Raw genomic sequence first — 13306 nt, 5'->3', positions numbered from 1 at the left:
AGCATGCCCGGCACGACCACCGACCGGCTGCTGCGCGCCGCCCTGCTCCTCAAGGGACTCGACGGCGGGGTCGAGCTGCTCGCCGGCGTCGCTCTCGCGCTGGTGGGCCCCCGGGAACTCGGGGAGCTGACCCGTCGGGTGGTCGCGCACCACCTGCTGGGCAGCCCGCGCGGCGCCCTGGCCGAGCGGTTCACGGCGGGCGAGGCCGCGCTGGTCGGGAGCGACCACGCCTTCGCCGTCGCCTACCTGACCCTCCACGGCCTGGTGAAGCTGGGCCTGGTCGTGGCGCTGCTGCGCGAGCTGCGGCCCGCCTACCCGGTGGCGATCGGCGTCCTCGCGGTCTTCGTCGGCTACGAGGCGTACCGGGCGGCACGGACCGGGTCGTCGCCGCTCTGGGCCGCCGCGGCGCTCGACCTCGCGATCACCGTGCTCGTGGTGCGCGAGTACCGACGCCTCACGGCAGGGCGGCCGCCGCCGCGGGGATCGCGGCGGCGACCTCGTCGGAGAACGTCGTGAACGGCGTCGCGACGACCGTCCGTCCTGCTCCGCGGCCCTGCCACGCCCAGGTGCCCAGCACCCGGCCCCGGTGGACGACGGTCGGCCGGAAGACGCCGTTGCCGCCGGGCACGATCCGGTCGGCGAACTCGGGCGGGACGGCGCAGCTGCGGTCGGCGTAGCCGAGGACGAACTCGTCGAAGCCGGGCAGCAGGAACAGCCCGGCGGCCTCCGCCCGGTGGGTGGCCAGCACGTCGGCGGTCTCCGGCGCCAGCAGGTGCTCGCGGCCGTCGACCTGCACGGCCGCCAGCCGGTCGCGGACGGCCGCCACCCCGGCGCGGACGTCGGTCACGGTCAGCCCGGCCCAGCGGGCGAGGTCGGCGACCGTGGCCGGGCCGTGACCGCGGAAGTAGCGCAGCGCGAGCTCGGCCAGGCCGGCGTCCCGGTCCAGCCGCCGCGGTGCGCTCACCCACTCGTCGAGCAGCACGAAGGCCTGCTCGCCGCCCGCCATCGGCCCGAGGCAGAGGGTGCCGGTCTGCGCCAGGTACCAGAGCAGGTGGTAGCCGCGCTGCCCGGTGACGTCGACACCGCCGTCGGCCAGGACGGCGAGCAGCTCCTTGCGCCCGCAGCGGCGCCCGCCGCGCAGTGCCGCGGTGACCACCTCGCGGGCCCGCTCGGTGTCGGTCTCGGTGACGCCCAGCACGGCTCGCCGCCTGGCCGCTCCCGCCAGCACCCGCGGACCGCACAGCTCCAGCAGCCAGTGCAGGTCCTCGGCCGGCACCAGGTGCAGGGTGCTGCGCATCGGCCAGGAGCGGACCACCTCGCCGGCGTCCAGCGCCGCCTCCACGCCGGCCCGCGTGCGCGCCGCCGTCCGCAGGGCCACCGAGGTCAGCGCGCCGGGCAGGTCCTGCCCCTGCACGCAGGTGAGCAGCCGGACCGCCTCGGTCGCCGTGGCCGGGGGCGGCCCGGCGACCCGCTGGGCCACCAGCCGGAGCAGCGCCAGGTCGCGGGACGTCGTCATGTCCGGGGAGCCTGCCAGCGGGGTGCGACGGGACCGGCGGCTGACACACTCCGCGCGTGCAGGCAGCGGACTGGGACGCGCGCTACGCCGAGCAGCAGCAGTGGTCGGCCGAGCCCAACGCGCTGGTGGCCGAGCTGCTGCGGGACCTGCCGCCCGGCGCGGCGGTCGACCTGGCAGCGGGGGAGGGACGGCACGCGCTGTGGCTGGCCGGGCTCGGCTGGCGCGTGACGGCGGTCGACTTCTCCGCCACCGGGCTGGCCCGGGGTCGCAGCCGGCCCGGTGCCGACCGCGTCACCTGGGTGACCGCCGACGTGCTCGAGTGGGACACACCGCCCGGGTCCCTCGACCTCGTGCTCGTCGCCTACCTGCACCTGCCGGAGGCGGAGACCACCGCCCTGCTGCGCCGGGCGGTCGGCTGGCTGCGACCGGGCGGGCGGCTGCTCGTCCTCGGCCACGACGCCGACAACGTCGTCCACGGCGTCGGCGGACCGCAGGACCCGGCGATCCTGCACAGCGTCCGGCGGCTGGCGCCGGTGGCCGAGCTGCTCGACGTCGACCGGCTGGAGCAGGTGCGCCGGCAGACACCGGCGGGCACCGCGCTCGACACCCTGCTGCTGGGCCGCCGCCGCGGCGGGTGAAGGACCCCCTGCAGGGCTGGAGGTAGCGTGCGGCCCGTGATGGGGATGGGCGGGGCCGGCGGCCCGGACGCGCAGCGGCGCCGGCGGCTCGTCGCCGCCCTCGTGGTGCTCGCGATGCTGCTCACCGCCGCGGCCACGGTGCTGTCGATCGCGCTGGGCTGAGGAGGTGGTCGTGGACGCCGGGATCGAGGACTGGTTCGCCGCGGCGGGCCCGCGCGAGACCGAGCTGCGCGCCGCCGACGCGCTCGTCGGGGCCGCCGCACCGGGCATCGACCGGCAGCTGGTGCCGGTCGGATCCGGGCACGTGCTCGGCTACGGGCTCATGCCCTACCGGCCGCGCTCGGCACGGGAGACGACGACCTGGCCGCTGATCGCCCTCGCGGCGCAGAAGCGGCACCTGTCGCTCTACGTCTGCGCCGTCGTCGACGGGGTCTACCTGGCCGAGTCCCGCGCCGACCGGCTGGGCCGGGTCTCCTGCGGGAAGAGCTGCATCCGCTTCTCCTCGCTCGACCGGGTCGACCGCGACGAGCTGACCGCGCTGCTGCGGGACGCCGTCGCCGCGACGGTGGCCGGCGCGAACGCCTACTCCTCGGGCTGATCGGCCCGCCGCCGGGCCGGGGGACCGGCGAGTGCCGCGCCGGTGAGGTGCGTGGCGAACCAGTCGCGGGCGAGCTCGGCGGCCGCGCGCAGCGTGCCCGGCTCCTCGAACAGGTGCGAGGCGCCGGGGACGACGGCCAGCCGGTTGGTGCACCGCAGCCGGATCTGCGCCTCCCGGTTGAGCTCGAGCACCTGCTGGTCGTGGCCGCCCACGACGAGCAGCGTCGGCGCCCGCACCTCGGCCAGCGCCGGGCCGGCCAGGTCGGGGCGCCCGCCGCGGCTGACCACCGCCCGCACGGCGTCGTCCCGCGCCGCCGCCACCAGGGCCGCCGCGGCGCCGGTGCTCGCGCCGAAGTACCCCAGCGGCAGGCCGGCGCAGGACGGTTCGGCCGTCGCCCAGCGGGCCACCGCGGCCAGCCGCCCGGCCAGCAGCTCGACGTCGAAGACCGGGCCGCGGGCGGTCTCCTCGGCCAGGGTGAGCAGGTCGACCAGCAGGGTGGCCATCCCCGCGCAGCGCAGCACCTCCGCGACGGCGCGGTTGCGGGGGCTGTGCCGGCTGCTGCCGGTGCCGTGGGCGAAGACGACCAGCCCGCCGGCGTGCTCGGGGACGGTCAGGTGCCCGGGCAGTCCGCCGGGGCCGGCGTCGGCGACCACGTCCTCGTCCCGCGGGGTGGGGACCCCCGCCGCGGGTGCCGGGGCCGGACGGCGCAGCAGCGCGAGGACCTCCTCCTCGTCGGTCGCCCGGAAGTCGGCGTAGGCCTGCCCGACCGCGGTGAAGTGCTGGGGGCTCTCCAGGCAGACCACCTCGTCCACGGTCGGCGCGATCTCGGCCAGGGCGCGCGGCGAGCCGACCGGGACGGCCAGCACCACGTGCGCCGCGCCGTGGGCCCGGACCACCGCGCAGGCGGCCCGGGCGGTGGCGCCGGTCGCGATGCCGTCGTCCACCACCACCGCCGTCCGGCCCTCGAGGGACAGCCGCGCCCGATCGCCGCGCAGCCGCCGGGCCCGCCGTTCGAGCTCGGCCCGCTCGCGCCGCTCGACGTCGGCGAGGGTCGCCTCGTCGACCCGGGCGGCGTCCAGCACGTCCTCGTTGAGGACGACCACGCCGTCCTCACCGACGGCGCCCATCGCCAGCTCCGGGCGCCGCGGCAGGCCGAGCTTGCGGACCAGGACGACGTCCAGCGGAGCGCCCAGTGCGCGCGCGACCTCGGCGGCCACCGGCACCCCACCGCGGGGCAGCCCGAGCACGACGACGTCCCGACCGGCGAGCGGCGCCATCCGGCGCCCCAGCTGCCGACCCGCGTCACTGCGGTCCTGGAACGGCACCCGAGCCTCCTCGCGTCGGACCCCATGCTCACCCTCGTCCCGCCCGATCGCGATCCGCAACCCCGGGTTGCACGCATGACCTTGGTCCCTGGTGTGCGCGGCCCCCGCCAGTCACCGTTGGTCGCCGGCGCCGATGGCGCCCGGCCGGACCTGACCCCGCGCGCACGGAGGCGCCCCCGCATGACGCAGACCGACGACCCCGCCGTCGAGCAGGCCGTGGCCCGACTCGCCGACGAGTTCCGGACGCGGCTGCGCCCGCAGGTCATCGGCACCGTGGTCCGCACCTGCCGTCAGGACCTCAGCGGGGTGCCCGCCACCGCGCTGCCCGAGCTGGTCGAGCGGCTGGCACGGGAGCGCCTCCAGTCCGTCGCCTGATGAAGGACCCCCTGCCCCCCACCGCTCGCAGGCTCGCGGCGGGGCCCTGCAGGGGGCCGCGAAACCGGTTGCCACCGCCCGGACGATGACGGCGTGGGCTCAGTCGACGTGACCGGGGTGCGGCACACGCTGCCCGACGGCCGGGTGCTGCTCGACGGCGTCTCCTTCCGGGTCGGTGACGGTGCCCGTGCCGCCCTGGTCGGCGAGAACGGGGCCGGCAAGACGACGCTGCTGCGGATCGTCGCCGGCGACCTGGTCCCCGAGGCCGGGACGGTGGCCCGCAGCGGCGGCCTCGGGGTGATGCGCCAGTTCATCGGCTCGGTCCGCGACGACACGACGGTCCAGCGGTTCCTCGTCGAGCTCGCGCCGCCGGCCGTGCGCGCCGCGTGGGACGCGGTCGAGGCCGCCGAGCTCACCCTGATGGAGACCGACGACGACGCGGCCCAGCTGGCCTACGCCGACGCGCTCGCGCAGTGGGGCGACGCCGGCGGCTACGACGCCGAGGTCACCTGGGACACCGTCACCGTCGCCGCGCTCGGTGTCCCGTACGACCGGTGCAAGTACCGCGAGCTCTCGACCCTCTCCGGCGGGGAGCAGAAGCGGCTGGCGCTGGAGGCGCTGCTGCGCGGCCCGGACCAGGTGCTGCTGCTCGACGAGCCGGACAACTACCTCGACGTCCCGGGCAAGCGCTGGCTCGAGGAGCGGCTGCGGGAGACCCGCAAGACCGTGCTGTTCGTCAGCCACGACCGGGAGCTGCTGGCCCGCGTCGCCGACCGGGTGGTCACCGTCGAGGGCGGGACGGCGTGGGTGCACGGCGGCGGGTTCAGCGACTACGCGCAGGCGCGGACCGCCCGGCACGAGCGGATGGCCGAGCTGCGCCGGCGCTGGGACGAGGAGCACGCGCGGCTGGTCGAGCTGGTGCGCACGCTGCAGCAGCAGGCGGCCAACTCGCCGGACATGGCCTCCCGGTACCGGGCCGCGCAGACCCGGCTCGCCAGGTTCGAGGCCGAGGGCCCGCCCCCGGAGCGGCCGCCGGAGCAGCGGGTCGCGATGCGGCTGCGCGGCGGGCGCACCGGCGTGCGCGCGGTCATGGCCGAGCAGCTGGGGCTCACCGGCCTGATGCGGCCGTTCGACCTGGAGGTCTGGTACGGCGACCGGGTCGCCGTCCTGGGGGCCAACGGCGCGGGCAAGTCGTACTTCCTGCGGCTGCTGACCGGCCAGGACGTCGCGCACACCGGCGCGTGGCGGCTCGGCGCCCGCGTCGTCCCCGGCTTCTTCGCGCAGACCCACGCGCACCCGGACTGGCTCGACCGGACCCTGGTGGACCTGCTGTGGCACGGGGAGCCGGGCCGCCCGGGCGTCGACCGGGGCCGGGCCATGGCCGCGCTGCGCCGCTACGGGCTGGCCGCATCCGGCGACCAGACGTTCGGCACCCTCTCCGGCGGGCAGCAGGCGCGCTTCCAGGTGCTGCTGCTGGAGCTGTCCGGCGCCACGCTGCTGCTGCTCGACGAGCCGACCGACAACCTCGACGTGCTGTCGGCCGAGTCGCTGGAGGAGGCGCTCGCCGCGTTCGAGGGCACGGTGCTCGCCGTCACCCACGACCGCTGGTTCGCCCGCTCCTTCGACCGCTTCCTGGTCTTCGGCGCCGACGGCCGGGTGTACGAGACGACCGAGCCGGTGTTCGACGAGACGCGGGTGCAGCGCGCCCGCTGAAGCAGGACCACCGGTCGACCGTGTGTGTGATGGTTGCCACCCGGCCGACCTCGGCGTGGGGTCGGGGCCGGCACACGCCGTCCAGGCCAGGAGGTGTCCCGTGGAGGCGGACGAGATCCGTGCGGTGATGGAGGACCCCGTCGCGCGTCGGCTGCTGGCGTCGGTGAACCCCGCGCGGCTGGCCTACGTCGCGCGAGACGGGACGCCGCGCGTCGTCCCGGTCGGCTTCCACTGGAACGGCGTGGCGATCGTCATCGGCACGGTGCCCGGGTCGGCGAAGGTGGCCGCCCTGCAGGCCCGTCCCGCCGTGGCTTTGACGATCGACACCAGCCCACCGACCTGGCCACCCAACGTGCTGCTGGTGCGCGGGACGGCCGAGGTCTCGCAGGTGGACGGCGTCTTCCCCGAGTACGTCGAGGGCGCCCGGAAGCTGACGCCGGCCGAGGAGTTCCCACGGTGGGAGGCAGGCGTGCACGCGCTGTACGACCAGATGGTCCGGATCGACGTCACGCCCACGTGGGCGAGGGTCCACGACTTCGAGACCCGGATCCCGCAGGCGGTCGAGGAGCTCGCGAGGAGCAGGTTCGGCGGGTCCTGACCGTCGCCGTCGATGGCCGGGTTGCCGATGGCCCGTCAGGCCACCTTGACAGTCAGGTGGCCTGACGGAGGCTGGGGCATGGCCGACATCGACGCCCTCGACCGGGAACACACCCTCGCCACCGCCGTCCAGCGCTTCGACGAGCTGCGCGGGCGGGACTCACTGGCCGACCCCGACGACCCGGACGGGCCCCGTCCGCTGAGCCGGGCAGAGGCGCTGGAGCTGCTGGCCCTCGGCGAGGTGATCGCCCGCAAGGCCGGCCAGGGGCGGCAGCTGACGGTCCGGACGGCGCGGGGGACCGGGGCCTCGTGGGCGGAGATCGGCCGGTCGCTGGGGGCCACCCGCCAGTCGGCGTGGGAGGCGCACCGTCGCTGGATCGACGGGCAGGCCGCCCAGCACGGCGCCGTCGGCCAGATCGGCTTCGACGAGGACGACGCCGCGGCCGCCCGGGCCCTGGCCGGTGACCAGCCGTGACCACCGGCGGGTGGCTGCCGCCGCCGGCGTGTCCGACAGCCACCCACCGGTGGTCACCGCGGCGACGGCGCGCTCACGGTGCCGGCGTGCCGCCGATGTCGTCGAGCTCCTCGAGCTCCCGCGGACCGAGCACGAGCATCCCGGCGGCCAGGTTCTCCTCCAGGTGGGCCACCGACGAGGTGCCCGGGATGAGCAGCAGGTTGGGGCTGCGGGCCAGCAGCCAGGCCAGCGCGACCTGCATCGGGGAGGCCTCCAGCCGCCGGGCCACCGTCTCCAGCGCCGCGGACTGCAGCGGCGTGAAGCCACCGAGCGGGAAGAACGGCACGTAGGGGACGCCCTCGCGGGCCAGGGCGTCCACCATCGGGTCGTCGTGCCGGTGCACCAGGTTGTAGTGGTTCTGCACGCACACGACGGGAGCGATCGACCGGGCCTCGGCCAGCTGCTGCGTCGTCACGTTGCTGACCCCGAGGTGCCGGATCAGCCCCTCTTCCTGCAGCGCGGCGAGCGCCTCGAACGGCTCGGCCAGCGACCGCTCGACCGGCTCGGAGAAGCCGGGCATGCGCAGGTTCACGACGTCCATCACGTCCACGCCGAGGTTGCGCAGGTTGTCCTCGACCGCCCGGCGCAGCTGCTCGGGGGTCAGCGCCTCGGGCCACTCGCCGGCCGGGGTCCGCTCGGCCCCGACCTTCGTGACGATGGTCAGGTCCTCCGGGTAGGGGTGCAGCGCCTCGCGGATGATCTCGTTGGTCACGTGCGGGCCGTAGTAGTCGCTGGTGTCGATGTGGTCGACGCCGAGCTCCACCGCCCGGCGCAGGACCGCGACGGCGGCGGCGCGGTCGGCCGGCGGACCCATGACGTGCGGGCCGGCCAGCTGCATCGCGCCGTAACCGATCCGGTTGACCGGCCGGTCGCCGAGGGTGAACCGGCCGGAGCGTTCCGCGGTGGGGGTCGGGGTCGTCATGACCGGGCCCTACCCCGGCCGTCGGCCGGTCAGGCGGCGGCGCGGCACTCCGCGGGGACGGCGTCCGCCTCGGCCGTCGTCGGCACCCGGTCGCGCCCGTCGGCCGCCCGCACGACGACGGCGATCCCGGCGCCGGCCAGCGCCAGGGCCGCGCCCACCCAGATCGGGGCGGTGTAGCCCAGGCCGCCCGACAGCACCGCCGCGCCGAGCGCGGCGCCCAGGGCGTTGGCCGTGTTGAACGCGCCCTGGTTGGCCGCGGAGACCAGGCTGCCGCCGCGCACCCGCGCGGCCTCGATGACGCCGTTCAGCACCACCGGGCCCAGCCCGAACGCCAGCGCGCCGAACAGCACCAGCAGCACGACGGCGGCGACCGGGGTGCGGGCCACGAGGGCGAACGCGGCCAGGACGACGGCGGTGGCCAGCAGGCCGACCGTGACGAGGGAGAAGCCGTAGCGGTCGCCCAGCCGGCCGCCGACGAGGGTGCCCACGGTGGTGCCGACGCCGAAGAGCGCCAGCACCGGCGTCACCCACTCCACGGGCAGGCCGCCCAGCTCGGTCAGGATCGGGCTGACGTAGCTGTAGACGGCGAACAGCGCGGAGAAGCCGACCACCGTCAGGCCCAGCACCAGCCACACCTGACCGCGGCGGAAGGCGGCCAGCTCGGTGCGCAGGTCGCCGGGCTCGCCCAGCTCGGCCGGCATCCAGGCCCGCAGCCCGCCGATGGTGACCAGGCCGATGACGGCGATGGCGGCGAGCACCAGCCGCCAGCTGGTCTGCTGCGCGACGAACGTGCCCAGCGGGACGCCGACGACGTTGGCCACGGTCAGCCCGGTGAGCATCAGCGAGATCGCGCTGGTGGACCGCTCGGGCGCGACCAGCCGGCGGGCGGCGACCGCGCCGACGCCGAAGAAGGAGCCGTGCGCCAGGGCGGTGAGCACCCGGGCGGCGGCGAGCGTCTCGTAGGTGGGCGCGACCGCCGACAGCACGTTGCCGACGACGAACAGCACCATGAGGCCGACGAGGGTCTGCCGTGGCGGGAAGCGCACGCCGAGCGCGGTCAGGGTGGGTGCTCCCACGACGACGCCGACGGCGTAGGCGGAGATGAGCAGGCCGACCGACGGGACCGAGACCTCGAGGCCCTCGGCGATCTCGGGCAGCATGCCCATCACGACGAACTCGGTGGTGCCGATGCCGAAGGCGCCGATGGCGAGGGCGAGCAGGGCGCGGGGCACGGGGCGGCTCCAGGACGGTGCGGTATCCGGGTGGGGCTCGGACTGCGTCGTCCTGCCGGGGTGTTCCCTCCCGACCCTGCCAGGGTCCTTGGTCCCACGCCCCGATGGGGCGGGGTGCGACCGGTCACAGACCGGCCGGGCGGCCTCCCCGCGCACGACAGGGGCCGGCCGCGGTGGCCGGCCCCTGTCGCGTCGGATCAGGGCCTGAGCAGGACCTTGACCGCGCCGTCCCGCTTCTCGCGGAAGTCCGCGTAGGCCTGCGGCGCCTGCTCCAGCGGCACGTGGTGGGTGGCGAAGTCGTCGACGCCCAGCGGGTCGCCCTCGGTGAGTATCGGCAGGATGTCGGGCACCCAGCGCCACACGTTGGCCTGGCCCATGCGCAGCTGGATCTGCTTGTCGAACATCCGCATGAGCGGCACGGGGTCGGTCGCCCCGCCGTAGACGCCCGACAGCGAGATCGTCCCGCCGCGGCGCACCGCGTCGATGGCGGTGTTGAAGGCGGCCAACCGGTCGACGCCGACCACCTGCATGACCTTCTCCATGACCGCGTCGGGCACGACCGCGGTGGCCTTCTGGGCGATGCTCGCCAGCGGGGAGCCGTGCGCCTCCATGCCGACGGCGTCGATCACCGCGTCGGCGCCGCGGCCGGCGGTCGCGTCCTGGATCTGCTGCACGACGTCGTCCTTGTCCGTCGAGCGGATGACGTGCGTGCCGCGCGCGGCGGCCCGGGCGATCCGCTCCGGGACGACGTCGGAGGCGTAGACGTTCTCGATGCCCAGGTGGTGGGCGATGCGGGTGCACATGTCACCGATCGGGCCGAGGCCCAGGACGAGCAGCGTGCCGCCGGGCGGCGTCGCCGCGTACTGCACCGCCTGCCAGGCGGTCGGCAGCACGTCGGAGAGGTAGACGAACCGGTCGTCGGGCAGCCCCTCGGGGACCTTGATCGGCAGCGTGTTGCCGAAGGGCACCCGCAGGTACTCCGCCTGACCGCCCGGCACCTGGCCGTAGAGCTTGGTGTAGCCGAACAGCGAGGCGCCGAAGCCCTGCTCGCGGTTCTGCGTCGTCTCGCACTGCGACTGCAGGCCCTGCGAGCACATCCAGCAGGTGCCGCAGGAGATGTTGAAGGGGACGACGACCCGGTCCCCGGGCTTGACCGCGGTGACCTCCGGACCGACCTCGCGGACGACGCCCATGGGCTCGTGGCCCATCACGTCGCCGACCGTCATGAACGGCGCCATGACCTCGATGAGGTGGAGGTCGGACCCGCAGATGCCGCTCGAGGTGACCTCGACGACGACGTCGGTGGGGTCCTGGATGGTGGGGTCCGGGACGGTGTCCACCCGGACGTCGGCTCGGCCGTGCCAGGTCACTGCACGCATGGGGGATCGCTCCTCGGGTGGCTGTCGACGGGCTCGGGACTTGGGCCTTCTGCCCCGACGTGACGTCCATCGCGCCTCGGTGCACCGCGCCGCGGCGTGTTGCTCACCGTCGGTCAGACGGGGTCGACGCCGTGTCGACAGTCAACCGGGCGCTCCGGTGATCTCGGTCACCGATCCGGACCCTATTCCCTCGGCTAAAGGTCACGAAAAGGTCACGACGTGTTTACATGGCTCCCGTCCGCTTCCTCCGGACCCCGCACGACGACCCTGTCCCCTCCGGAAGTCAGGTGCATGAGCCAGCTCCACCACGACCGTCCCGTCCACGACGACGAGGCGGCCCCGCACACCGTCCTGACGCAGCGCCCGGGGGACGCGCCACCGTCGGACACCACCTTCGAGGAGCCGCGGCTCACCGAGGTCCCCGACCTCGCCGATCTCGCCCAGCAGGCCGAGGCCACCGCCCGCGCCGGCATGGCGGACGTCCGTCCGGTCTCCGCCGTTCCCGGCGGACGACGGGGCCGGCGCCGCAGCCGCGGGGTCCCGGCGCCGTCCCGCCGCCCGGCCGCCTACCTGGCCGCGGCGCTCGTCGGGGCCGGCGGCCTGGGCCTGCTCGCCGCCGGCGACCGCGCCATCACCCAGCAGACCGACGTGGCCGAGACCTCCTCGGTCGGCGTGGCCGAGGAGCTCGGGCTGGACGGCGCGTCGCCGGCCGCGATCCCCGAGGCCGACGCCGCCGCCCGGCTCGGTGAGCTGACCGCCAGCCGCACCGCGCGGGAGGCCGAGCAGGCCGCTGCCGCGCAGGCGCAGGCCGACGCCGACCGGCTCGCCGCCGAGGCGATCGCCGAGGCCGCCCGCCCCGAGGCGGTGCTGCCCGTCGACGGCGCCCGGCTGAGCAGCGGGTTCGGGTCCCGGTGGGGCAGGGTGCACGCCGGCCTCGACTTCGCCGCGCCCATGCTCACGCCGGAGAAGGCCGCGATGGACGGCGTCGTGCTCGAGGCCGGCCCGGCCAGCGGCTACGGCATGGCGGTCTTCGTCCAGCACGACAACGGCGACGTCACCGTCTACGGCCACATGGAGGAGATCCTCGTGTCGGCCGGCCAGGTCGTCCGCGCGGGCGACACCATCGCGCTGCTCGGCAACCGCGGCCAGTCCACCGGCCCGCACCTGCACTTCGAGGTGCGCCTCGGCGGCCTCAACGGCGAGGAGGTCGACCCGGTGCCCTACCTGCGGGAGCGCGGCGTCCAGATCTGAGCAAGGAGCCCCCTGCCCCCGCCGCTCGCAGGAGGAGGACCCCGTCCTCACCGACCCTCGCAGGCTCGGGCCAGGACCCGGGACGGGGCCAGGGTCCCTGCAGGGGGCCGCTCCAGCACGTCACCAGGCCCGGTGCGGGACACTCGGAGCGTGCGGGACGCGACGGCGGGGGAGCGGTGATGGGGCACGGACACGACCACGGCACCCCTCCGGGCACCGCGTCGGTCGTGTACCGCCGCCGGCTGGCCGTCGTCCTCGGCCTCACCGTCGCGATGGTCGCCGCGGAGATCGCCGGCGCGGTGGTCTCCGGGTCGCTGGCCCTGCTCGCCGACGCCGGGCACATGGCCACCGACGCCCTGGGCCTCGGCCTGGCGCTCGGGGCGGTCTCGCTGGCCCAGCGCCCCGCCCGCGGACGGCGCACCTTCGGCTGGCAGCGCGCGGAGATCCTCGGCGCCGTCGCCAACGGGCTGCTGCTGGTCGCCGTCGCCGGCTACGTCGTCGTGGAGGCGGTCCGCCGGATCGGGGACCCGCCCGAGATCGACTCCGGCGTGGTGCTCGCCGTCGCCGCGGTGGGCCTGGCCGTCAACCTCGCCGGCCTGGCGCTGCTGCACGCCGGCCGATCGGCGTCCCTCGCCGTCCGCGGTGCCCACCTCGAGGTGCTCGGCGACGCGCTGGGCTCGGTCGCCGTCCTGGTCGCCGCCGTCGTCGTCGCCACCACCGGCTGGACGCCGGCCGACACGGTGGCCTCCCTGCTCATCGCCGCGCTGGTGCTGCCGCGGGCGTGGTCGCTGCTGCGCGAGGCGGTCGACGTGCTGCTGGAGGCGGCGCCGCGCGGGGTCGACCTCGACGACGTGCGGGCACACGTCCTCGGGGTGGACGGCGTCGTCGGCGTCCACGACCTGCACGCCTGGACGATCACCTCGGGCCTGCCGGTGCTCTCCGCGCACGTCGTCGTCAGCGACGAGGCGCTGGCCGACGGCCACGGCGGGCGGGTGCTCGACGCGCTCTGCGCCTGCCTGGGGGACCACTTCGACGTCGAGCACTGCACCTTCCAGCTGGAGGCGGAGGCGCACGCGGGCCACGAGGCGCCGGTCCACGATTGAAGGACCACCCTTCCCCCCACGCCTCGCTCCGCTCGTATAAGGACCCTTCGCCCCCCACGCCTCGCTCCGCTCGGCGCGGGGCCCTGCGAGGGGGCCGGTCCCTCACGTCACCTGGTGGGACAGTGGGGGCGCAGGCGCACGGC

The 13306-nt window shown here is 75.9% G+C and carries 15 protein-coding genes; 10 read left to right on the top strand and 5 right to left on the bottom strand.

What is annotated here, in order from left to right:
- The first annotated feature begins 3 nt into the window (after positions 1-3).
- Positions 4-516, top strand: a complete 513-nt coding sequence (locus tag ACWIX7_RS06810; RefSeq protein ID WP_448620796.1) for a DUF2127 domain-containing protein — start codon at positions 4-6, stop codon at positions 514-516.
- On the opposite strand, the gene ACWIX7_RS06805 is transcribed toward ACWIX7_RS06810, so the two are convergent.
- Positions 455-1516, bottom strand: a complete 1062-nt coding sequence (locus ACWIX7_RS06805; protein ID WP_448620795.1) for a winged helix DNA-binding domain-containing protein — start codon at positions 1514-1516, stop codon at positions 455-457. The two genes, ACWIX7_RS06810 and ACWIX7_RS06805, sit on opposite strands and share 62 nt — an antisense overlap.
- A gap of 56 nt (positions 1517-1572) precedes the next feature.
- On the opposite strand from ACWIX7_RS06805, the gene ACWIX7_RS06800 reads away from it, so the two are divergent.
- From ACWIX7_RS06800 to ACWIX7_RS06790, 3 genes are read left to right on the top strand one after another with little or no spacing between them, the layout of a single operon-like run.
- Complete coding sequence (locus tag ACWIX7_RS06800; protein ID WP_448620794.1) at positions 1573-2154, top strand: class I SAM-dependent methyltransferase; 582 nt, start codon at positions 1573-1575, stop codon at positions 2152-2154.
- 27 nt (positions 2155-2181) lie between these two features.
- Positions 2182-2316 carry a hypothetical protein gene (locus ACWIX7_RS06795; RefSeq protein ID WP_448620793.1) on the top strand — a complete coding sequence of 45 codons (135 nt, stop codon included), beginning with the start codon at positions 2182-2184 and terminating at the stop codon, positions 2314-2316.
- Between the two features lie 10 nt (positions 2317-2326).
- Positions 2327-2752 carry a DUF1801 domain-containing protein gene (locus ACWIX7_RS06790; protein WP_448620792.1) on the top strand — a complete coding sequence of 142 codons (426 nt, stop codon included), beginning with the start codon at positions 2327-2329 and terminating at the stop codon, positions 2750-2752.
- On the opposite strand, the gene ACWIX7_RS06785 is transcribed toward ACWIX7_RS06790, so the two are convergent.
- On the bottom strand, positions 2737-4077 hold the full coding sequence (locus ACWIX7_RS06785; RefSeq protein ID WP_448620791.1) for a phosphoribosyltransferase family protein: 1341 nt from the start codon (positions 4075-4077) through the stop codon (positions 2737-2739). The genes ACWIX7_RS06790 and ACWIX7_RS06785 overlap by 16 nt on opposite strands.
- A 180-nt stretch (positions 4078-4257) precedes the next feature.
- On the opposite strand from ACWIX7_RS06785, the gene ACWIX7_RS06780 reads away from it, so the two are divergent.
- The 4 genes from ACWIX7_RS06780 (at position 4258) to ACWIX7_RS06765 (ending at position 7237) form a co-directional block, all read left to right on the top strand.
- Positions 4258-4452 carry a three-helix bundle dimerization domain-containing protein gene (locus tag ACWIX7_RS06780; protein ID WP_448620790.1) on the top strand — a complete coding sequence of 65 codons (195 nt, stop codon included), beginning with the start codon at positions 4258-4260 and terminating at the stop codon, positions 4450-4452.
- Positions 4453-4545: 93 nt separating this feature from the next.
- A complete protein-coding gene (locus ACWIX7_RS06775) occupies positions 4546-6165 on the top strand; it encodes an ABC-F family ATP-binding cassette domain-containing protein (protein WP_448620789.1) in 1620 nt (539 codons plus the stop codon).
- Positions 6166-6265: 100 nt separating this feature from the next.
- The gene (locus ACWIX7_RS06770; protein WP_448620788.1) at positions 6266-6763 is read left to right on the top strand and encodes a pyridoxamine 5'-phosphate oxidase family protein; all 498 of its coding nucleotides are present in this window, start codon (positions 6266-6268) and stop codon (positions 6761-6763) included.
- A 78-nt stretch (positions 6764-6841) separates the two neighbouring features.
- Positions 6842-7237 carry a hypothetical protein gene (locus tag ACWIX7_RS06765; RefSeq protein ID WP_448620787.1) on the top strand — a complete coding sequence of 132 codons (396 nt, stop codon included), beginning with the start codon at positions 6842-6844 and terminating at the stop codon, positions 7235-7237.
- 73 nt (positions 7238-7310) lie between these two features.
- Here ACWIX7_RS06765 and ACWIX7_RS06760 read toward each other — a convergent pair whose 3' ends face one another.
- From ACWIX7_RS06760 to ACWIX7_RS06750, 3 genes are all read right to left on the bottom strand, one after another.
- Positions 7311-8198 (bottom strand): oxidoreductase, encoded by an 888-nt coding sequence (locus tag ACWIX7_RS06760; protein ID WP_448620786.1) that lies wholly within the window; start codon positions 8196-8198, stop codon positions 7311-7313.
- A gap of 29 nt (positions 8199-8227) precedes the next feature.
- Complete coding sequence (locus ACWIX7_RS06755) at positions 8228-9430, bottom strand: MFS transporter (RefSeq protein ID WP_448620785.1); 1203 nt, start codon at positions 9428-9430, stop codon at positions 8228-8230.
- A gap of 197 nt (positions 9431-9627) precedes the next feature.
- Positions 9628-10809, bottom strand: a complete 1182-nt coding sequence (locus ACWIX7_RS06750; protein WP_448620784.1) for an alcohol dehydrogenase catalytic domain-containing protein — start codon at positions 10807-10809, stop codon at positions 9628-9630.
- Positions 10810-11100: 291 nt separating this feature from the next.
- Between ACWIX7_RS06750 and ACWIX7_RS06745 the strand changes: the two genes are divergently transcribed.
- Together ACWIX7_RS06745 and ACWIX7_RS06740 are read left to right on the top strand one after the other, a co-directional pair.
- The gene (locus tag ACWIX7_RS06745; RefSeq protein WP_448620783.1) at positions 11101-12060 is read left to right on the top strand and encodes a M23 family metallopeptidase; all 960 of its coding nucleotides are present in this window, start codon (positions 11101-11103) and stop codon (positions 12058-12060) included.
- Positions 12061-12239: 179 nt separating this feature from the next.
- Positions 12240-13163: a cation diffusion facilitator family transporter gene (locus ACWIX7_RS06740; protein ID WP_448620782.1), complete on the top strand. Its 924-nt coding sequence runs from the start codon at positions 12240-12242 to the stop codon at positions 13161-13163.
- The last annotated feature ends 143 nt before the right edge of the window (positions 13164-13306 follow it).

The sequence above is a fragment of the Geodermatophilus sp. URMC 65 genome (assembly GCF_053502545.1).
Note: the sequence above shows the minus strand (reverse complement) of the source record. Positions and strands in the feature narration are given on the sequence as shown.